Origin of the sequence: Chimaeribacter coloradensis (assembly GCF_002858715.1) — a bacterium.
Lineage (GTDB): Bacteria > Pseudomonadota > Gammaproteobacteria > Enterobacterales > Enterobacteriaceae > Chimaeribacter > Chimaeribacter coloradensis.
This window is the reverse complement of sequence record NZ_PJZH01000004.1, coordinates 194,387-214,485: the sequence shown is the minus strand read 5'-3', so window position 1 is coordinate 214,485 and position 20,099 is coordinate 194,387. Positions and strand designations below refer to the sequence as shown.

Below are 20,099 nucleotides of genomic sequence, written 5' to 3'. Positions count from 1 at the left end.
TTATTTATGATGGCCTTGGTACGCAGAGCCCGAAAAGTCCTGCATGAGATCGGAAACGATTTCTGCCGCCGGACGCACTGATTTGATGACGGAAATACCCGTACCGGTAGACACAACACCTTGATCAAAATTGCCGAGCCTCATGGCCTGCCATAAAGAGTGATATCCGTTCATTACCTTAAACATGGTTTCACGATCGGTGCCCTGCGCCTCGAGTTCTGCCAGTTTCGAGCTCAGATCGGTGGGCAAGGTGCGGTAATACGCCGGGAGTGTGCGGAAGAGCAATAGATCTTCCGCTGTGGAGTTAATAATCAAACGCTTCACTTTTTCGTCCGCAGGGTTTTCACGTGCCGTTAAAAAGAGGCTGCCGGCAAATACGCCTTCCGCACCCAGCGCCATTGCGGCACGTACACCCCTTACGTCACCTATTCCGCCAGCAGCGATGACCGGAATTTTTACGCTATCAACAATCATCGGCACGATACTGAACGTACCAATCACGCGGGATGGCACGGTTCCCCCTTCGTCAAATCCCGTTGCGATAATGATGTCGGCCCCCAATTTCTCTGCTTCTTTCGAATTGGCTATCGTGGGAGTCAGGGCGCGGTAGAGAATTTTTATGCGGTTGCTTTTAAAAAAATCATATATTTCAGCGTTGAGCACCTCATTGATAAGGACGATTTCCACGCCTTCTTCAACAAGCATTTCCGCCGTTGGTCGCCAGAAGCTCATATCAGGCCCGTTAATCAACGTCGCGGCAAACGGGTTATCCGTCAGTTTTTTTATTTTTCTGATCTCTTCCCGCATGCGATCCAGAGCGATATAACGCGAGCCGGGCAGGCTGTCTTGCCCGCCGTGCGGCCCCAATGTGCCCAAACCGCCTGCATTTGAAACGGCAGCGACGAGTTCAGCATTAGTCAAGAAATACAGGGGTGCCTGTATGAGCGGGTAGCGGGTATGCAAGATTTCAGTAACACGGTTATTCATTTTTCAATCCGGGAGAAAATAAGCCTGGTAGAATTTTAACCTTTGAAAAATGGAATGGAATGACCAAAAATAGCTACCTGTTAACCAAATATGGAAAGCACTGTGGATTTCAACGCAACGAAATTATTTATTTCGGTGGTTCAGGCAGGCAGTTTTTCAGCTGCCAGTGAAAGAACAGGTGTGCCGATCTCAACCCTGAGCCGAAAGATCAATGATCTTGAGCAAGCGCTGCAGGTGCAACTGCTGGAGCGCTCCAGACAAGGGGTGAAACCTACCTATAAAGGGCAACAGTTCTTTGAGCAGTCACGTCAGGGTTTGGAATTACTGGAAGAGGCGCAAAAAAATGTGCAGTCAGCGCATAACCTCCAGGGCAAACTGCGGATTTCTGTTCCGCCTGATTTCTCTTTGTGGTGGGATCTGCTTACTGCGTTTCAGCAACGCTATCCTGATATAAAAATTTTTTGCCACTCAAGTGAAAGAGTCATCGATTTATTTGAAGATGGCATTGATGTTGCGCTGCGAATGGGCGATTTACATACTGAGGATGTGATTGCCAAACCGGTTATGACAGTAAAAGCGTTGTTTGTCGCGAGTCCTGAACTGTTAGCAAACCGGGGTACACCTCAGACACTGGCTGAGCTGGCACGTTTTCCTGTTACCGGCTGGGAAAGCCTGAACTACGGTTTTTTTGAGTGGGGCACCGGCCCGGAAAAGGTTAAATATGAACCGTTCTTTTCCTCTAACAATGTCCAGGGATTATGCCACTATGCCGTAAGCGGCATGGGGGTGTCACAGCTCCTGGATTTTTTAGCAAAACCCTACCTGGAAAGCGGGCTGTTGGTAGAGCTTTTACCCGATCTGCCTAAACAAACCCTGCCATTGCACCTGGTCTATGCCCGCCATAAACACCCGTCTGCTATTGTAATGGCTTATCTGGATTTTTGTTCTGAGTGGGTAGCCAGGTATACATCCTGACTGGCGGATTCAAAGCACTTTCGTCAGGTAGTAACGCTCATGGTGGCGGGGGTAGGCGTCCAGGGTCATGCGGCATGCGTACCCCAGCTTTTCGTAGAACGGGCGCGCCTGGAAACTCAGGGTGTCGACCTGGGCGAAACGGCAACCGCGGCGGCGGGCTTCCTCTTCGGCGGCCAGCATCAGCCGCCGCCCTTCGCCCCGGCCGCGCAGGGCTTCGCTGACCCACAGCATATCTATCCGCAGCCAGTTGCCGGCTGTCGAGCCGGACAGCCCGGCCAGTTTCTGGTCATCTTCATCAAGAATAAACAACGCCAGCGCCTCAAGCTCGGAGGTGTCCACATGCTGCGCGGAGTAGCGTCAAATCCCCCGTTTCAGCTCGTCGAGGTCGGCATAGCTGGGCTGGCTGGTCAGGTGCAGTTTCATTGAGACTCCGTGGGAGACTGGGCAGGTTACGTATTCTGACTCTACCTCAATCTGCCCATCATGTGCTGAAAAAGTAGCCGGCACGGTTAACTGCCGGGCGTCTACCCGACAATCCCAGAATCCTGTAATCCTGTAATCCTGTAATCCTGTAATCCTGTAATCCTGGGATTATCCGCCGGCCTTCTCGTCAGGTTCCTCCCCCGGGTGCAGGAATTTGACCAGCGTCAGGGTGTTCTGCCCATCCTGGCTGTGGTAGCGCATCTCGTCCACGCTGGCGCGGATAAACATCAGCCCCATGCCGTTCTCCGGCCAGCTCTCCATATCATCCGGGTTAATGTTCAGGCACTTATCCTCCTGCAACAGCGCTTCCGGGATCGGGCTGCCGCTGTCGGTTAACAGCACCTCAAGCCGCTGCTGATCGGGCTGGTAGCGGAGCTGCAACTGCACCTGTTGCGACGCGTCATAACCGTAACCGTGTTTGATGACGTTGGTGAAGGCCTCACTGAGCGCCAGATCCAACGGGAACAGCCCCTCCTCGCCCAGCGGCAGCGGCTGGGCGAACATCTCCAGCGCGCGGCTGGCGGTGGCCAGGCTGTCCGGCACTGCCGGCAGCGTGAGGTCAACATTCTCGGGAACCCAGTCATGCATGGCGGCTTACCTATCGGTTGTGCAGCTTGGTCAGCGCCTCATCCTGAGTCGGGAACGTCATGAAGATCCGGTCCATGCGCGTCAGTTTAAACAGGTTCTGCAAGTTGGCGTTCATGCCGCTCAGCGCCAGGGTGCCTTTGCCGTTGAGCATTTTCAGCAGGGAGACCAGCGCCCCCAGGCTGCTGCTGTCGATGAAGTCGACCCGGCTGAAGTCGATCAGCAGGTCTGTTTCACCGCCGCGGATAATCTCCTGCACACTCTCTTTGAATTTCTGCGACACCGACGCATCCAGCCGCCGCACCACCGGGGTGACGATGGTGATGTTGTCGCTTTTCGTGGTCTCAACATTCATGGTTGTTCCTCTTGATGCGTAGAAGGGGATGTCCGCTCAATCACCAGCAGCGAAACATCATCATGCAGGTTGCTGTTGCCGTATTTGACGCCGTTTTGCGGGTCAACCACCTCCAGCTGGACGTTGCGCCACGCCAGCAGGGAAAGCTCAACCTGCAGGAAACGTTCGGCAGGCGGTAACATGCGGTGCCCGGCCAGCACATTTTTCAGCCGCGCCTCGCCATACTGCTCGCTCTCCTGGTTTTCACATTCGCTGATGCCGTCGCTGTAAAGATAGAGGCATTCGCCCTCCTCCAGCGTAAAACTGTTCTCCTCCCAGCTCAGCATCTCAAACAGGCCGACCGGCCCGCCGCCCTCGCCCACCGAGGTGGTGGTACCGTCCGCGTGGACGATAAACGGCGTCGGGTGGCCTGCCTGGCAGAGGCTGCCCTGCCCGGTCTGGGTGTTGATCACGCCGTAGATCATGGTGAAGTAGCTCTGCACATCGTCATTCTCATAACAGAAGCGCTGGTTCAGCAGGCTCACCACCTGATGCGGCGGGGTGATGATCACCTCGCCCTCCGGGCCGGTGCGGGCGAGGAAGTTCTCCACGGTGCGGCCATGCAAAAACTGGCGCGCCACCGCCAGCGAATGCATCGCCGCCGTGACCCCATGCCCGGCCACGTCGATGCAGTAGAAGCCGATATGGTGGTCCGACAGGGCAAAGAAGTTAAACATGTCACCCGAAACATAGGCAGACGGCACAAACAGCCAGTCGATGCTGAAGCCTTGCAGCGCGAAGTTGCGCGCCGGCAGCAGCGAATGCTGGAGCCGCGCCGCCGCCTGCAGATCGGCCTCCATCTGCTGCCAGGCCTGCGCCAGCCGGGCATTGCGCAGCGCCAGGTTGGCTTCCAGGTCGAGGATGCGCCGCCCGGCGTAGAGCCGCGCCTGGAGTTCAGCCGCATTCACCGGCTTGCTGAGGAAATCATCCGCCCCCGCCTCAATGCCGGTGGTGAGGTCTTCCACGGAGTGGCGCGCCGTCACCAGAATCAGATAGATGTAGCGGGTGCTGGTGTTGCTGCGGATTGTCCGGCAGAGCGTCGGCCCATCCATCACCGGCATCTCCCAGTCGCTGATCACCATATCGATCGGCTGTTGCGCCATCAGCGCCAGCGCCGCTTCCCCCTGGTCTGCCTCGAATACCCGGTAGCCCCACTTTTTCAGCAGGCCGGCGAGCAGCAGCCGGTAACTGGGGGAGTCATCTACCACCAGGATGGTGGCCGGCCCGCGCTCCACGCTCAATGATTGCATAGCACGCTCCTCAACATGGTCAGTGCTTAAAACGGGATGTAATAGATCAGGCTGACGGTGCCTTCCCGGAAGTTGGCATTCGAGTCTTTATGCCAGGGGTAACGGGTGCCGCTGTAGTTGTTGTACTGAATCGAAAATGTGCCGGGTTTGTAGGCGGAATAGCCGAAACTGTAGGTGTAGTCGGCGTCCCACGGCTGCTGCTGGCTGCTGTCAGGATAGTAGAAGGCGGTAAAGCGGATGAAGTAGTGCTGCACAAAACTGTAACCGCAGCCGCCCAGCAGGACATGTTTATTCCGCAGGCGATCGTTGTCTTGCAGCGAGTAGAAGCGCGGCACCCAGGTGGTGCCGACCTGGCAGGTCATCGCATCCCCTTTCTGGATCAGCAGGTGTTTCTCCACCGCCTTCGGCAAACTGAATTTATAGGCAAACGTCCAGGAGCCTTGCTCCGGGTAAGTGCGCCGGTTATTGGAGGTCGGGAAGAAGCGGTTATCCCCGTAGTTGCCGTACACCAGGCTGAAGGTGTTGGGGTGCCAGTCGTCATACCCGAAGCTGTAGCGGAAATCGGGGCTGTATTTGTTGACCTCCCGCACCGGCATGCGGAAGGTCACGTTGGCGAACCAGTAACTGAACGGCGAATATTGCAGGCTGAGCAGCATCATCTGGTTTACGCGGTTCGACTGGTCAACGGAGTCCTGCCCGGTGGGGATGCTGACCCGCTGATCCTTCAGCCCGCTGTTAAAGGTCAGCGCGCCGGAGAATTTGGCCCCATCCCCGTAAAATAACCGCCCCCAGAGGCCGGTGGAGACCCGCGCCGGGGTGGCTGTCTGTACCTCGGCGGGTTTCGGCGCAACGCCGGTATTTTTCGGCGCTGTGGCGGGCTTTGCGGTTGTTTTCGCGGCGGCCGCGGCCGCCTTTTCCCGGCCCTGGCTGAACGGGTTTTTGCCCGGCGCGGCGGCGGCCGTGGCGGCCAGACAGCAGCCAAGCGCCAGCACGCAGCCGAGGCCGCCTGCCCGGCACCACCGCCTGCCCCAGCCCTGCCTGGTTAACCGTGAACGGATAATCATCCCCATGTTGTGCCTCTTCCCCTGTGCCTGCCCGGCTAATTTGGAATGAATTTCCCGCCCACCTCATATTTCGCCATCAGCCATAACGCCATCAATATCCCGGCGTGCACCACCGTATTGGTGACCCACGCCTGGTGCCACAGGTCAAAATGGACAATCTGGCTGACGATCAGCACAAAATAGACGTGAATAATGAAGGTATAGAGCGAGTGCTGGCCCAGGGGGATCAGGAACCAGCCCACCAGCCGGTTAATCGGCGTCCAGAACCGGGTCAGCACCAGGTAAACCGTGATGATCAGGCAGAAGTCGTCCAGTACCCGCATCGGGCCGAGGGCGTTTTTGGCAGCAAAATTGCGGTAGAACCAGTTGAAATCCTCAGGCGAGATCACGTGCATCATCAGCGCGCGCGGCATAAAGGGGTTGGTGTGGTTCTGGGCGATAAACATCATCACCAGCGCAAACAGCACCATCACGCCGATCACCACATGGCCGAGCGGCAGACGCGCCAGCGAGGCGAGCTCATCTTTGTACCAGCCGCAGCTCATCCCGAGCACATAAATAAATTGCCAGGCCAGCAACGGGAAGGCGAATTCAAATTGCGCGACCGTCAGCCGGATATGGGTAAACTGGTAAAGCAGATAAAGCCCGAGCGAGATAAGCAGCAGCCAAATAACCCAGCCGCGCGCCAGCATCCATAACATCAGAGGGCTGGCCAGCAGCAGAAATACATATAAGCCGAGGATCTGGGTCTGGTGCGGCCCTATTTGCAGGTAAAGAATAATATTAAACCAGGTCTCGCGGATCTGCTCCGTTACCGGCAGCAGGGAATAGGAGATGCCCGCATAACGGTCGGTGAAATGGGTTACCTCAAAAGTATTAATAAAGGGGATATGGGAGAGCAACAGCATCGACAGAATAATAACCAGGTTCACCTGGTATATTTTCCAGGAGCGCCGCACCAGCGTATAGGAGACCGTCAGCAAATACTCTTTTTGCAGGCGGGTACGGTTAAGCATCCCGAGCATAAAGCCGGCCATAATAACAAACCCTTCGGCACCGGTTGTTAACCCCAGCCGCTCCCAGGTAAAGATATTAAATACCGACATCACCTCCGTATGGGCCACCACCATCATCACCAGCGCAATGCCGCGCAACATATCCACGCGCAGGTCGCGGCGGCCAGGCACCGCATAGCGCCAGGACACCGCGGCAGGGGTTTCTGTTAATACCGTATCCTGTGCCGCCATAGCTTCTCCGGGTAAAGCCACTGTTTTTCCGGGCGGGTTTCTCCGCGCGCCCGGGTTGCTCACGTAAGGGGAGTTACTGTTTCAATGAGTGTAGACGACTTCATCCCTTCACTGTCCGGGAAACCGATTAACGGCCGGTAACGTGCGTCGTCTCACAAAATAATAGGTGATAAATCCGCTATGTCGCGGTAGTTCCAATAAAAAATGGCCTTGAAACCTTTTTTGGCTGCACTAGACTCAAATGACATTACGCGGTGACCCAATAGCGGCGCTGAACGTAAACCCAATAAATAAGTATTTATAATTCAGCAGCATTTCTGTTTTTTACACCGGGAAACGTGGCGCTAACGCGCATTTGTTCTTGTGAACTGATGAACAGGAATGCTCATGGCTTTCTATTTTTCCCATTTTGAACACCGGAAACCGCCCGAACCGTTAAATACGCCCTGGTTTATTCAGGTGCTGTGGCAATGTCTGGCGGTCGCCGCCCTGATCCTCGGCGGGAATTATATCCGCTGGCGCTGGATGTCCTCGCTCAATTATGACGCCCTCTGGTACGCGGTGCCGCTGGTGGTGGCCGAGACGCTGGCCTATATCGGCACGGTTTTTTTCACCATCAACCTGTGGAAAGAGTGGGATATTCCCCAGCGCCCCGCGCCGGTGGACGTTAACGAATGCCTGGGGCCGGAGGAGCAGAATGAGTCGCGGCCGCTGCGCGTCGATCTCTTTATCGCCACCTATTCGGAAGATGTGGAGCTGGTGCGCATCTCCATCAAAGACGCGCTGAAAGTCACCTACCCGGCCCCCATTGATTACAAAATTCATGTGCTGGACGACGGCCGCCGGCCGGAGATGCGGGCGGTTTGCGAAGAGGAGGGGGTGAACTACATCACCCGCGACACCAATATCGGCTACAAGGCCGGTAACCTGCGCAACGGCATGGAGCAGACCGACGGCGATTTCCTGGTGATCTGCGATGCGGATACGCGGGTCTTCCCCACCCTGCTGACCCACACCATGGGCTATTTCCGCGACCCGGACGTCGCCTGGGTACAGACCCCGCAATGGTTCTACGACCTGCCTGAGGGCAACCGGCTGCCCGACCTGCTGCGCCGCAAGCTCGGGCGCGTCGGGTATGGCCTCGGCAAGGCCACGGAGGCGCTGGTCGGCCCCATCGTGCTGGGGCGTGACCCGTTCTTCAACGATGCCCGCATGTTCTATGAAGTGATCCTGCGCCGCCGTAACTGGGCGAATGCCTCATTCTGCTGCGGGGCGGCCTCAATCCACCGGCGCGAGGCGGTGATGCAGGCGGCACTGCGCAGCTATGTCTGGGCGGTGGATGAAGAAGTCGCGCGTTTTACCAAAGACATCCCGGACAGCGACACCCGCGAGGCGCTGGAGCAGGCGATGCGCCCGCAGGTGATCATGGACACCGAGCTGACCCCCTATAAATTCCACGTCTCCGAGGACATCTACACCTCTATCGTGCTGCATGGCGACACCGAGCGGCGCTGGAAATCGGTGATGCACCCGCGCATCGAATCGAAAATGCTCTCCCCGCAGGATTTGCTGACCTGGATGATCCAGCGTTTCAAATATGCCGCCGGGTCGATGGACATCCTGCTGCATGACCCGATCTTCAGCCGCAAGCGCTTCCGCCTCAGCCTGCCGCAGACGCTGATGTACGGCACCACCTTCTGGTCTTACCTCGCCTGTTTGTGGAACACGGTGTTTCTGATCTCACCGCTGATCTACCTGTTTACCAATATCCCGCCGGTGTCGGCCTATTCGCAGCCGTTCTACCTGCATTTCCTGCCGTTCTTTATCGTCTCCGAGCTGGCGTTTATGTTCGGCACCTGGGGGCTGTCCGCCTGGGATGGGCGCTCCTCCTACCTGTCGCTCTATTCGATGAACCTGCGCGCGCTGGACACGGTGCTGCGCGGCGAGAAGATTAAATTCCACGTCACGCCGAAAGAGCGCCAACAGGGGCGGTTCCTCTACCTGGTCAAACCGCAGATCGCCATTGTGGTGCTGACGCTGCTGGGGCTGATATGGGGCGGCATTAAGGTGGCGAACGGCGACATCGAAGACCCGTCCGGCTACATCATCAACATCTTCTGGGGCGGGGTGAACATTGCCGCAATGATGCCGATGATTCTGGCGGCGATGTGGAAGCCCGACCCTGCCTTGTCTGATGAAGAAGAGGTGGCCTGACATGTCCTGGAAAGCGAGCCTGTTACCCACCCGCAGTTACCTCACCATCCTGATCGGTTTTTTGATCGGCTTCGGCATCGTGCTGTATGTGGAAAAACATATGCCGCCGGTCGTGGAGGAGAAAGCCGGCTACACCCTGAGCAAAGATTTCCCGCCGCTGCCGCAGCGGCGCGACCTGACCTTCGATGAGGCCGTCTGGGCGCGCGTCGCCTGGCAATACTTCGTCAACAATACCCAGCTGACCGGCCTGGCAAACGCCCAGGATCAGCGCCCCTACACCTCCCTGTGGGACACGGGCAGCTACCTGATGGCGCTGATCGCCGCCCGCCAGCTCGACATCGTGCCGGAAGATGAGTTTGACCAGCGTATTTCCAAAACCCTCACCGCCCTGAGCCTGCTGCCGCTGCTGCCCACCGGCGTGCCGGGAAGCTGGTACCACACCCAGACGCTGGCGATGATCGTCGACCCGGAACAACAAGAGGCCACCACCGGCTCGGCAGTGGACATGGGCCGCCTGCTGGTGCCGCTGACCCTGCTGGTGTGGCGCTACCCGGAGCACGCCGCCCAGGTGCAGGAGGTGCTGTCACAGTGGAACCTCAGCGCGCTGTTTGAGAGCAGCACCCCCTCCACCGCCAGCAGCATCCAGGTGTCACACTGGGATCTCACCACCAGCCAGAACCGCAGCGGTTACGGCTTCCGGCTCTATACCGCCGGGATGCTGCGCATGGTCAGCCCGTCGGCCGGTATTGCCGTCTCCCAGCCGCCGGAAGGGATCAAACTGGTGCAGATTGACGGTTACGCCATCCCCAGCGACGGCTTCCGCAAAGGGGTCAATCAGGACGCCCCGACCATCATCACCCTGCCCTATGTGCTGACCGGGCTGGAGCTGGGCTTTGACAGCCGCAGCGCCGAGTTCGCCTGGCGCATTGTGCGCATCCAGCAGAGCCTGCACAAAGCCACCGGCAACTACACCTCCGTCAATACCGATTATGCCGAACAGGCACCGGACTTTATCGCCGCCCTGCCGGGCCAGCAGCCGGTGCAGGATGCCACCGTCTCGCGCAGCGATCAGGAGCCGGTGCGCCTGCTCTCCACCCGCTCCGCCTTCGGCTGGTATGCGCTGTTCCGCAACGCCTGGAGCGAAAGCCTGCGGGCGCAGGCGGGGCCGCTGCTGGAGCCGGGCAAGGGCTGGTATGAGGGCTACAGCGGCAACCAGAACGTTAACCAGACCCTCAGCGCTGACACCAATGCGGTGGTGCTGGAAAGCTTAAGTTATATCGCGCATGGGCAGATGTTGTGTCTTGCCTGCGTCTCCCCTTCACCCATGCCGATGACCGATCGGAATAAAGGAGTGCTCCCATGAGACCGTCATCCGTTAACGTCTCTTTTTCTGCCCGGCGCTGGCTGGCCTGCCTGCCGTTACTGCTGGGGCTGTGGCTGGTCGCGGGCGCGGCACAGGCGGCGGTTGAGCTGCCGTCCCAGCACTATCCGGTGCGCCACGGCGACCTCACGCCGCGCGAGCAGGCGATCGCCGTCAACGCCTGGCAATATTTCGTCGCCAACTACCAGCCCACCACCGGGCTGGTGAACGCGGTAAACAAATACCCCTCCACCACCATGTGGGACACCGGCTCCTATATCGCCGCGATGGTGGCGGCGCGTGAGCTGGGCATCATCGACAAGGCGGAGTTTGACCGGCGGATGCTCAAGCTCCTCAAAACCCTGAATACCCTGGTACTGTTCCAGAATGAGATGCCCAACAAGGTGTACAACACCATCACCGCGCAAAAGGTGAACTACCTGAACAAACCGGGTGAGATTGGCTTCTCCGCCATCGACATCGGCCGGATGCTGCTGTGGCTGAAGATCGTCAAAGAGCGCTACCCGGAGTACGGCAACAGCGTCGACAACATTGTGCTCGGCTGGGATTTCACCCACACGGTGGATGACTGCGGCACGCTGTACGGTGCCTACCTCGACGCCAATAAAAAGGCCGTTTACGCGCAGGAGGGGCGGCTGGGGTATGAGGAGTACGCCTCCGCCGGTTTCCAGCTCTGGGGCTTTTCCACCTGCCAGGCGGCCCGGCCGGAGCCTTACGCCCTCGCCAATATCTACTGCGTGCTGGTGCCTTACGACACCCGCGACCCGCGCCTGACCAACCAGCATAACTATGTGGTCACCGAGTCTTACCTGCTGCACGGGCTGGAGATGGGCTGGGATAAGTCCGACGACCGCGAGGATGACCTCAATAACTACTCCCACCCGTGGATGAAAAACTTCGCTGACCGGGTCTACCAGGCGCAGGAAAACCGCTACATGATCACCGGCACCCTGACCGCGCGCTCGGAGCACCAGCTCGATAAATCGCCCTACTTTGTGTATGACACGGTCTTCGCCGATGGCTTTAACTGGAACACCATCACCGACAAAGGCAAATATGTGCCGGAAACCGCCGCCATCTCGCTGAAAGCGGCGCTGGGGATGTGGGTGCTGTGGGATTCGCCCTACACCGACCGCCTGCTCGACACCATCGAAAACGCCAATGAGAAAGCCAGCGGCTACTACGAGGGGATCTACGAAAACGGCGACGGCCCGATCAAAGAGTTCACCGGCAACAACAACGGCATCATGCTGGAAGCGCTGCTCTACAAAAAACAGGGCCGCCTGCTGAAATACAACACCGACAAACCGAAATCCCGCGATTTCGCGCCGTCGCTGTGGGAAAAACGGCTGGTGGACGCCTTCGAGGACAACAACACCAAACGCAACCGCCCGTTTATGAGCCCAACGCCGGGCATCAAAAACTGGTGTGAACAGACCGGCGTGGCAATGCGCACTGCACCGGCCTGTAAAGCCTGTAAATGTGCCGCATGTGAAAACGAAGATGCGCCGATCAAACTGCCTCCGGTGGCGATGTCATGCTTAAAACCGTAAGAGTATTCAGGCTGGGCCTGTTGCTGCTGATTGCGGTGGCGCTGGCGCTCGGGTTCTCCTGGCTGAACCGGACCGCGGGTATGCGCTACGTCAACAGCGGGGCCTGGCACTATCCGGGACGGATGGGTGAGCTGACGGACGAAGAGCGCCAGTGGGCGGAGGTGGCGTGGCGTTACTTCAAAAACAACACCCAGGCCGGCACCGGGCTGATCAACGCCAGCGATAACCGGCCGGTCACCAGCCTGTGGCAGATCGGCGACTCATTGATCGCCCTGACGGCGGCGCGCCAGCTCGGGCTGGTGGATGAAGTGGAGTTTGATGACCGGCTGACGCGGATGCTCGCTACCCTGAACCAGCTCCCGCTCACCGGCCTGAAAACCCCCAACCTGCTCTACAACACCGCCACCGCCGCCATGGTGGACTACAGCAACAAACCGGCCACCCTGGGCTGGTCGGCACAGGACATCGCCCGGCTGATGACCGGCCTGCGGATTGTGGCGCTCTGGCACCCCACCTACAGCGAATACCTGGACCGCATCATCCTGCGCTGGAACTTCTGTAACGTGGTGGACAACAACGGCCAGTTGCTGCGCGGCGGCATGCGTGACGGCAAGCTGACGCCGCAGCCGGAGGGGCGGCTCGGGTACAGCGAATATGGCGCGGCGGCCCTGGCGCTGTGGGGGTTTCCCTCTGAGAAATCGGTAACGCCGCCCTACCAGTCGGTGATTGTGGACGGCATCGCCATTGATGTGGACGCACGCGACCCGCGCACCACTTACACCCCCTCGGTGGTGACCAACACGCCCTATGTGCTGGGCGGGCTGGAGTACGGCTGGGAGACGCCGGGCAATGACACTACCCTGCTCACCGCCCAGCGCCAGCGGGCGCAGAACATCTACCGCGTGCAGGAGCAGCGCTGGCAGAAGCTGAAGATCCTCACTGCCCGCGATGAGTACAACCTCAACGCCGCGCCGTGGCACGTCTACGACACCATTTTCGGCAACGGCTATGCGTGGAACACGCTGGGGGATGACAGCAACTTCTACCCGACGCGGGCGCTGGTCTCTACGCGGGCGGTGTTCGGCCTCTGGACGCTCTGGGATACCGACTTCACCGATGCGCTGATGGCGATGACCCGCCTGACACGCGACAACCAGCGCGGCTGGTTTGAGGGGCGGTTCGAGGCCACCGGCGGCTATAACCGCATGATTACCCTCACCACCAATGCGATGGTGCTGGAAGCCCTGATGTACAAAAGTAACTACGGCCCGCTGATCCGGTCACTCCCGCAGGAGAGTTACTTCACCACCCGCCTGAGCGACGTCTTTAACCCGCCCCGCTTGTGTATGCCACAGGAGCGCAAACCCGGAGGTCCCAAGCCATGACATTCTCCTATGACACGGTGTTTAACGACAGCTATGCCCGCATCACGGACAAAGATGGCAGTGACCGCTTCTTTAACCATTTTTATCAGCTGTTTATCCACAGCACGTCGGAGATTGAGGCCGCGTTCCTTGACCATGAAGAGGCGCAGATCCGCAAAATCGTCTACAAGACCTTCTTCTTTATGCTGTCGGTCTCCAGCACCCACAGCGTCTCCAACTACCTGATGACCATCTCCCGCACCCACGATGCGGAAGGGATCAAGCTGCCGCCCGCGTTCTATGCCCACTGGCGGCGGGCGGTGCTGCAAACCGTGCGGCAGCTCGATCCGCAGTGTGATGAGGACACCATCACCGCCTGGGCGATGGTGATCGCCCCCGGCCTGGAGTATATGCGCCGTCAGGCAGAGCTTTACCACTCCACCCCGCCGACAGGGGTTTCACCATGAAAAATGCGATCTTCGCGGCGCTGGACCATATCAGCGCCGCCCTGATGATCTACGACGCCGATGAAAAACTGGTGGCGTTCAACAATCAGGCGTTCGACTACTACCCGGCGGTGCGCGACTCTCTGGTGCGCGGCACGCCGCTGGAGGCGCTGATTGAGGCCTTTATCAACTCCGGCTATATCTCGGAAAGCACCGACCGCCGCGCGCTGATCTCTGCCCTGGTGGAGCGCTGCCGGGTCGATAACCACTACGAAATCCGCAAGTTGCCGGGGCGCACGGTGTTTGTGCAGCATAACCGCACGCCGGAGGGCGGCATCGTCAGCCTGCATACAGATGTCACCCACTTTGCCGACATCCTCGCTTCGCGGCGGCAACTGCATGATGACTTTATCCTCGCCGCCGAGGCGACCCACATCGGCATCTGGGACTGGGACTACCTCAACGATCTGGTGCAGGTCAACGATGCGCTGCTGACGCTGCTCGGCTACCCGCGCCGCAGCTGGAAATACACCTCTGAGATGTGGCGGCAGCTGATCCACCCGGATGACCTGCCGACCGCGGCCCGGCTGCTGCAGGAGGCGGGCAATGACCGGCTGGCGGTCTTTGAGTGCGAGCTGCGCATCCTGCACCAGGATCAGGCGTACCGCTGGTTCCTGCTGCTCGGGCAGGTGATCAGCCTGACCACCGAGGGCGGCATCGCGCGGGTGATCGGCACCATGCAGGACATCACCCAGCGCAAAAAATCGGAAGAGGCGTCCCGGCAGGCGGTGGAGATGGCGAAAGCGGCCAGCCAGGCCAAAAGCGCCTTTCTCGCCAACATGAGCCATGAGATCCGCACGCCAATGAACGGCATCCTCGGCATGACGCAGCTCTGCCTTGATACCGACCTCACCCCGGAGCAGCGCGACTACATCACCATGGCGCACAGCTCCGCCCATGTGCTGCTGAAAGTGATCGATGACATCCTCGACTTCTCCAAAATTGAGGCGGGGAAAATCACCCTCGACATGGAAGAGTTCGCCCTGCGCCCCTTCCTGCAGGGGATCATGCGCCCGCTGATGCCCAAGGCCACGGAGAAAGGGATCGAGCTGCTGGTGGACGTCGCCCCTGATGTGCCGGAATACATCCATTGCGATTCGGTGCGGCTGCGGCAGGTGCTGACCAACCTGGTGAGCAACGCGCTGAAATTCACCCATCAGGGCGAAGTGGTGATGAGCATCACCCACGGCATTGCGGCCCAGCACCTGGCGTTTGAGGTGAAAGATACCGGCATCGGCATCCCTGAAGACAAGCAGCGGGTGATTTTTGAATCCTTCAGCCAGGCGGACACCTCCACCACCCGCAAATATGGCGGCACCGGCCTTGGGCTGACCATCTCCGCCCGGCTGGTGGAGATGCTCGGCGGCGAACTGCGGGTCGCCAGCACCCCCGGCAGCGGCAGCACCTTCTTCTTCTCCCTGCCGGTACTGAAAAAAGTGCCGGCCATCAGCGGGCCGGTGCATGTGCCTGCCAGCCTCCAGGGCGTGCGCGTCGCGGTGGTGGATGACAACCAGACCAACCTGCGGCTGATGCAGGAGATGCTGCGCCATATGGGGCTGCAGGCGGTGACCTTCAGCAGCGGCCAGGCGGCGCTGGACGCGCTGGACGCCTCGCCCGGTTTCCCGCTGATCCTGCTCGATGCCCAGATGCCGGACATGGACGGCATGACGCTGGCGCTGGAGATCACCTCCAACCCGGCGCTGCGCAACAGCAAACTGATCATGCTCAGCTCGATGGGGCGCTATATGGATACGGCGATCCTGAAAAAGATCGGCATCCTGCACTTCCTTAACAAACCGGTGGACCAGAATGAGCTGTTCAGCGTCATTGTGCAGACCCTGGCCCCCGGCGCGCAGCCCCCGGCCCCCGCGCCTGCCGCCCCGCTGGTCACGCCCGATATGGAGGGCGCGCATTACCGCATCCTGCTCGCCGAGGACAACATGGTGAACCAGAAACTGGCGATCCATTTCCTGACCAAGCTGGGCCACCAGGCTGACATTGCCAACAACGGGCTGGAGGCGCTGGATAAGATTGCGCAACACGATTACGACCTGATCCTGATGGATTTGCAGATGCCGGAAATGGATGGCCAGAAAGCCACCCAGATCCTGCGCGAACAGGAGGCGCTTGTCACCCCGCCGCACCACCAGCCGATTATTGCCATGACCGCCCATGCGATGCAGGGCGACCGCGAATACTGCCTGGAGCATGGGTTTGATGGCTACATCGCCAAACCGGTGATGATTGACGCCCTCGCCACAGAGATCGCCCGGGTGATGGCCATCGTGCCGCCGCCCGGGGATGACGCCGCCGCCCAGCCCGAGAGCGCGGCGGAAGAGGCGGTGAATTACCCGCTGATGATGGAGCGCGTCGGCCACGATCAGGAGCTGCTGACCATCGTCATCGGCATGTTCCTTGAGGAGCTGCCGGGCCTGCTCGCCAGCCTGCACAATGCGGTGGCCCAGCAGGACATCAAAGGCGTGAAACGAGACGCCCACAAAATGAAGGGCGAGGCTGCCACCTTTGCCTGTGAGACGCTGGTGCAGGCCCTGAGCCAACTGGAAGAGGCGGCTGAACAGAATAACGTGGCGGCAATGCACGCCCTGGACAGCCGGCTTGATGAGATGTGCCAACGCGTCACGGTTGCCCTGACGCAGATCAAGGAGAAACAATGAACAATGCTCTGGCCGCGCTGGCCGCTGCCCTGTTGCTGAGCGGCTGCGCTGCCGGCACCCACTCCACCGGCGAGCCGGTGACCCATTCACTCGCCGGGAAATGGCGCGTCCATGATGCCAACACGCCGGAGCCGGAAGGCTGGCGCGCCGATGACAGCCAGTGGCAGACGCTGCGGGTGCCCGCCAACTGGTACGCCGCCGGGCTGGACCACCAGGGCGCGCTCTGGTATCGCACCCAGTTCACCCTGCCTGAGTTGCGGCCGGACAACATGGCGACACTGGTGTTTGACGGCGTGGACTACCAGGCCGACGCCTGGCTGAACCAGCAGCGCATCGGCAGCCATACCGGTTATTTCCAGCGCTTCTCCCTCGACATCAGCCAGAACGCCCAACGCACCAACCAGCTGGCCGTCAGGGTCGACAGCCCGTTCGAGTCGCCGGACAGCACCTGGCCGCTGCATAAGAATGTGATCAAAGGGGTCTTCTCCCAGCATGACGCCCGCCCCGGTGGCGCATGGACCAAACAGGGGCAGGACGCCAACACCGGCGGCATCTGGGCACCGGTGAAGGTGCACATCAGCCGCGGCGCGGTGATCGACAATGTGCTCACCACGCCGGAGTGGCGCAACGGGCTGGCGCACCCGGCCCTGAACCTCGCCGTGGACTACCGCGCCAACCGCAGCCGCCAGGCGACGCTGCATATCCGCGTCAAACCGGATAACTTCTGGGGCAAAAGCTATGAGATTGAGCAGCCGGTGACGCTGGCCTATACCGGCCACACGGCACAGACGCTGAAGGTGACGGTGCCGATGGAGGCCGCCCGCCTCTGGTGGCCGAAAGGCTACGGCGACCCGAACCTCTATAACGTCGAGGTCACACTGCGCGACAGCCTCGGCACCCTGGATCGCACCACCACCCGCACCGGTTTGCGGCAGATCGTCAAACCCGATCAGGGCGGCTGGGAGATCAACGGCAAACGCATCTTCCTGCGCGGCACCAACTACATCGGCACCTCCTGGCTGAGCACCATGACACCTGCCGACTGGGAAAAAGACCTGGTGCTGCTGGAAGAGATGAATGCCAACACTATCCGTGTACACGGCCACCTGGCCAGCCACCCGCTTTATGAACTGGCAGACGCCCGCGGCATGCTGATCTGGCAGGATATGCCGCTGCAATGGGGCTATAACGACAGCCCGGAATTCGCCCGTGAAGCGGCGCGGCAGGCTACCGACGCCATCCGGCAGTACGGTAACTACCCGTCGATCATTGTCTGGGGCGGGCAGAATGAGCCGCCGTTTGACTCACTCTGGATGCAGAAACGCTTCCCGGACTGGTACCCGGAGATGAACAAACACCTCGCGCAAACCGTGGCGGACGCGCTGGCCGCCGACCGCACGCGCATCATGCACCCGTGGTCTTCGGTGACTGAGCATTTCTGGCAGGGCTGGTATTTCGGCACCCTGAATGACTTCCTGCAGCCGTCGAAGAGCGCCATCATCACCGAATTCGGTGCCGAGGCGCTGCCCAACCTGGCGACGCTGAAAACCATCATTCCGGAGAAAGATCTCTGGCCGGCCACCACCCAGCCGGGCGACCCGGGCTGGACGGTGTGGAAATACCATAACTTCCAGCCGATCCAGACCTTCCAGTTCGCCAAAATTGAGCGCGGGCCGACTCTGGAGACCTTTATCGCCAATACCCAGCGCTATCAGGCGGACTCGGTGAGCCTGGCGGCGGAGAGTTACCGGCGTCAGCGTTACCAGCCGGTCACGGTGCTGCTCCAGTTTATGTTTGTGGAGACCTGGCCGTCGATTAACTGGGGCGTGATGGATTACCGCCGCCAGCCGAAACTGGGCTACTACGCGCTGAAAAAAGCCTACCAGCCGGTACTGCCGTCGATTGAGCCGGTGACGCTGAACTGGAAAACCGGCGCGCCCGGCCGGGTGAACCTCTGGGCGGTCAACGATACCCTGAAGGCGTACCCCGGTGCGCGGCTGGTGTGGCGCATCACGCAGGATAACAAGACGCTGGCCGCCGGTGAAAAAACGTTCGACATGGGCGCAGACAGCGGCGCAAAACTCACGGAGGCAAGCGCGATCCCGACCGGCAGCAGCCCGGTGACCGTGACCAGCGTGCTCTATGACCGGAACGGTGCCCAGCTTGGTGCCAATGACCATGAATTTACCCTGAACGCCCCGGAGGCCAAATGATGAGTGCGTCCCGCTTGCCGCGCGGCCTCTGGCTGGCGGCCGGGCTGTGGCTGCTGCCCTTGGCCGGTTCCGCCGCGCCGCTGACCCACCCCACCGATTTCGATGAAAACCTGCCGCTCAACCAGGCGGTAACGCAGGTGAACCCTGACCGCAGCATCACCTTCCGCCTGATTGCGCCCCATGCGCGCCAGGTGGCGGTGGTGGTGGGCGCGCTGCCGCGCACGCGCATCGCCTACCCGATGGAGAAAGATACGCAGGGGGTCTGGCACTACCGGCTGGCCCCGCAACCGCCGAACCTTTACGAATATTTCTTTAATGTCGATGGCTTCCGCAGCATCGACACCGGCAGCGCGATGCCGAAGCCACAGCGGCAGGTCAACACCAGCCTGGTGCTGGTGCCCGGCAGCCTGCTGGATGACCGCAAAGTGCCGCACGGCGAGGTACACGGCCTGACCTATTCCTCGGCAGCATTGAACAAAGAGCGGCACCTCTACGTGTGGCTGCCGCCGGGCTATGAAAGCAGCACCACGCCGCTGCCGGTACTTTATGTCTACCACGGCTTCGGTGACACCGAGAGTTCGTCGATTGTGCAGGGGCGCTTCCCGCAGATCATGGATAACCTGCTGGCGGAGAAGAAAATGCAGCCGATGGTGGTGGTGTTCCCGGACACTGAAACCGACAGCACCGGCGCGATCCCGGAGAATTTCCCGCGCCAGGAGCGGCGTAAGACGTTTTACCCACTGAACGCCGCAGCCGCCGACCAGGAGCTGATGCAGGATATTATTCCGCTGATCGAGCATCGTTACCGGGTGCGCACCGATGCTGAAGGGCGCGGCATCGCCGGGATTTCACAGGGCGGCTATCAGGCGCTGGTCTCCGGCCTGAACCACCTCGACCGCTTCCGCTGGCTGGCCAGTTTCAGCGGCGTTACCACCGTCACCGTACCCAACAGCGGTGTGGCGCAGGCGCTGGAGAATCCGGAGATGATTAACCAGCAGCTGAAAAACTTCACGCTGGTGGTGGGCAGTGAGGATGACGTCACCGGCAAAGACATCAACGGCCTGAAACAGCAGCTTGATGAGAAACAGATCCGCGTCACTTTCCACAACTACCCGAAACTCGGCCATGAAATGGACGTCTGGCGGCCGGCCTACACTGAGTTTGTGCAGCAGGTGTTTAAGTAGCGCGGCGATCCGCAGGCATAAAAA

Annotated in this window: 15 protein-coding genes and 1 pseudogene; 9 read left to right on the top strand and 7 right to left on the bottom strand. The window is 59.9% G+C overall.

Going from position 1 to position 20,099, the window contains the following annotated elements; translation table 11 throughout:
* Positions 1-987 (bottom strand): NAD(P)H-dependent flavin oxidoreductase, encoded by a 987-nt coding sequence (locus CYR32_RS07295; RefSeq protein ID WP_101823731.1) that lies wholly within the window; start codon positions 985-987, stop codon positions 1-3.
* A 102-nt stretch (positions 988-1,089) separates the two neighbouring features.
* On the opposite strand from CYR32_RS07295, the gene CYR32_RS07290 reads away from it, so the two are divergent.
* Entirely contained in the window at positions 1,090-1,962 is an 873-nt protein-coding gene (locus CYR32_RS07290; protein WP_101823777.1) for a LysR family transcriptional regulator, read from the top strand.
* A gap of 9 nt (positions 1,963-1,971) precedes the next feature.
* Here the strand turns inward: CYR32_RS07290 and CYR32_RS07285 are convergent.
* The 6 genes and pseudogenes from CYR32_RS07285 to opgC all read right to left on the bottom strand — a co-directional run bounded on the left by CYR32_RS07285 (position 1,972) and on the right by opgC (position 6,985).
* A pseudogene (locus CYR32_RS07285) lies at positions 1,972-2,385 on the bottom strand (GNAT family N-acetyltransferase).
* A 168-nt stretch (positions 2,386-2,553) separates the two neighbouring features.
* Entirely contained in the window at positions 2,554-3,033 is a 480-nt protein-coding gene (locus CYR32_RS07280) for an ATP-binding protein (RefSeq protein WP_101823730.1), read from the bottom strand.
* A 10-nt stretch (positions 3,034-3,043) separates the two neighbouring features.
* Positions 3,044-3,385: an STAS domain-containing protein gene (locus tag CYR32_RS07275; protein WP_101823729.1), complete on the bottom strand. Its 342-nt coding sequence runs from the start codon at positions 3,383-3,385 to the stop codon at positions 3,044-3,046.
* Positions 3,382-4,674: a PP2C family protein-serine/threonine phosphatase gene (locus CYR32_RS07270; RefSeq protein ID WP_101823728.1), complete on the bottom strand. Its 1,293-nt coding sequence runs from the start codon at positions 4,672-4,674 to the stop codon at positions 3,382-3,384. Before CYR32_RS07270 ends, CYR32_RS07275 begins: the two co-directional genes overlap by 4 nt.
* Before the next feature lie 26 nt (positions 4,675-4,700).
* Positions 4,701-5,645 (bottom strand): hypothetical protein, encoded by a 945-nt coding sequence (locus CYR32_RS07265; RefSeq protein WP_420912822.1) that lies wholly within the window; start codon positions 5,643-5,645, stop codon positions 4,701-4,703.
* 128 nt (positions 5,646-5,773) lie between these two features.
* On the bottom strand, positions 5,774-6,985 hold the full coding sequence (opgC, locus tag CYR32_RS07260) for an OpgC domain-containing protein (RefSeq protein WP_101823727.1): 1,212 nt from the start codon (positions 6,983-6,985) through the stop codon (positions 5,774-5,776).
* Between the two features lie 387 nt (positions 6,986-7,372).
* Here opgC and CYR32_RS07255 point away from each other — a divergent pair, with 387 nt between their 5' ends.
* From CYR32_RS07255 to CYR32_RS07220, 8 genes are read left to right on the top strand one after another with little or no spacing between them, the layout of a single operon-like run.
* Complete coding sequence (locus tag CYR32_RS07255; RefSeq protein ID WP_101823726.1) at positions 7,373-9,199, top strand: glycosyltransferase family 2 protein; 1,827 nt, start codon at positions 7,373-7,375, stop codon at positions 9,197-9,199.
* Position 9,200: 1 nt separating this feature from the next.
* Positions 9,201-10,562 (top strand): DUF3131 domain-containing protein, encoded by a 1,362-nt coding sequence (locus CYR32_RS07250; protein WP_101823725.1) that lies wholly within the window; start codon positions 9,201-9,203, stop codon positions 10,560-10,562.
* Positions 10,559-12,133 (top strand): DUF3131 domain-containing protein, encoded by a 1,575-nt coding sequence (locus CYR32_RS07245; protein WP_101823724.1) that lies wholly within the window; start codon positions 10,559-10,561, stop codon positions 12,131-12,133. The genes CYR32_RS07250 and CYR32_RS07245 overlap by 4 nt, the downstream gene beginning before the upstream one ends.
* Positions 12,118-13,518: a DUF3131 domain-containing protein gene (locus tag CYR32_RS07240; RefSeq protein ID WP_101823723.1), complete on the top strand. Its 1,401-nt coding sequence runs from the start codon at positions 12,118-12,120 to the stop codon at positions 13,516-13,518. The genes CYR32_RS07245 and CYR32_RS07240 overlap by 16 nt, the downstream gene beginning before the upstream one ends.
* Positions 13,515-13,964 carry a globin gene (locus CYR32_RS07235; RefSeq protein ID WP_101823722.1) on the top strand — a complete coding sequence of 150 codons (450 nt, stop codon included), beginning with the start codon at positions 13,515-13,517 and terminating at the stop codon, positions 13,962-13,964. The genes CYR32_RS07240 and CYR32_RS07235 overlap by 4 nt, the downstream gene beginning before the upstream one ends.
* The gene (locus tag CYR32_RS07230) at positions 13,961-16,678 is read left to right on the top strand and encodes a hybrid sensor histidine kinase/response regulator (RefSeq protein ID WP_101823721.1); all 2,718 of its coding nucleotides are present in this window, start codon (positions 13,961-13,963) and stop codon (positions 16,676-16,678) included. Before CYR32_RS07235 ends, CYR32_RS07230 begins: the two co-directional genes overlap by 4 nt.
* Positions 16,675-18,891 carry a glycoside hydrolase family 2 protein gene (locus CYR32_RS07225; protein WP_101823720.1) on the top strand — a complete coding sequence of 739 codons (2,217 nt, stop codon included), beginning with the start codon at positions 16,675-16,677 and terminating at the stop codon, positions 18,889-18,891. Before CYR32_RS07230 ends, CYR32_RS07225 begins: the two co-directional genes overlap by 4 nt.
* Positions 18,891-20,075, top strand: a complete 1,185-nt coding sequence (locus tag CYR32_RS07220; RefSeq protein ID WP_101823775.1) for an alpha/beta hydrolase — start codon at positions 18,891-18,893, stop codon at positions 20,073-20,075. The genes CYR32_RS07225 and CYR32_RS07220 overlap by 1 nt, the downstream gene beginning before the upstream one ends.
* The last annotated feature ends 24 nt before the right edge of the window (positions 20,076-20,099 follow it).

Bases quoted from the DNA above. Each gene is read 5' to 3' on its own strand.
- CYR32_RS07295 (WP_101823731.1), bottom strand. From the start codon at position 987: ATGAATAACCGTGTTACTGAAATCTTGCATACCCGCTACCCGCTCATA.
- CYR32_RS07280 (WP_101823730.1), bottom strand. From the start codon at position 3,033: ATGCATGACTGGGTTCCCGAGAATGTTGACCTCACGCTGCCGGCAGTG.
- CYR32_RS07275 (WP_101823729.1), bottom strand. From the start codon at position 3,385: ATGAATGTTGAGACCACGAAAAGCGACAACATCACCATCGTCACCCCG.
- CYR32_RS07270 (WP_101823728.1), bottom strand. From the start codon at position 4,674: ATGCAATCATTGAGCGTGGAGCGCGGGCCGGCCACCATCCTGGTGGTA.
- opgC (WP_101823727.1), bottom strand. From the start codon at position 6,985: ATGGCGGCACAGGATACGGTATTAACAGAAACCCCTGCCGCGGTGTCC.
- CYR32_RS07255 (WP_101823726.1), top strand. From the start codon at position 7,373: ATGGCTTTCTATTTTTCCCATTTTGAACACCGGAAACCGCCCGAACCG.
- CYR32_RS07250 (WP_101823725.1), top strand. From the start codon at position 9,201: ATGTCCTGGAAAGCGAGCCTGTTACCCACCCGCAGTTACCTCACCATC.
- CYR32_RS07245 (WP_101823724.1), top strand. From the start codon at position 10,559: ATGAGACCGTCATCCGTTAACGTCTCTTTTTCTGCCCGGCGCTGGCTG.
- CYR32_RS07240 (WP_101823723.1), top strand. From the start codon at position 12,118: ATGCTTAAAACCGTAAGAGTATTCAGGCTGGGCCTGTTGCTGCTGATT.
- CYR32_RS07235 (WP_101823722.1), top strand. From the start codon at position 13,515: ATGACATTCTCCTATGACACGGTGTTTAACGACAGCTATGCCCGCATC.
- CYR32_RS07230 (WP_101823721.1), top strand. From the start codon at position 13,961: ATGAAAAATGCGATCTTCGCGGCGCTGGACCATATCAGCGCCGCCCTG.
- CYR32_RS07225 (WP_101823720.1), top strand. From the start codon at position 16,675: ATGAACAATGCTCTGGCCGCGCTGGCCGCTGCCCTGTTGCTGAGCGGC.
- CYR32_RS07220 (WP_101823775.1), top strand. From the start codon at position 18,891: ATGAGTGCGTCCCGCTTGCCGCGCGGCCTCTGGCTGGCGGCCGGGCTG.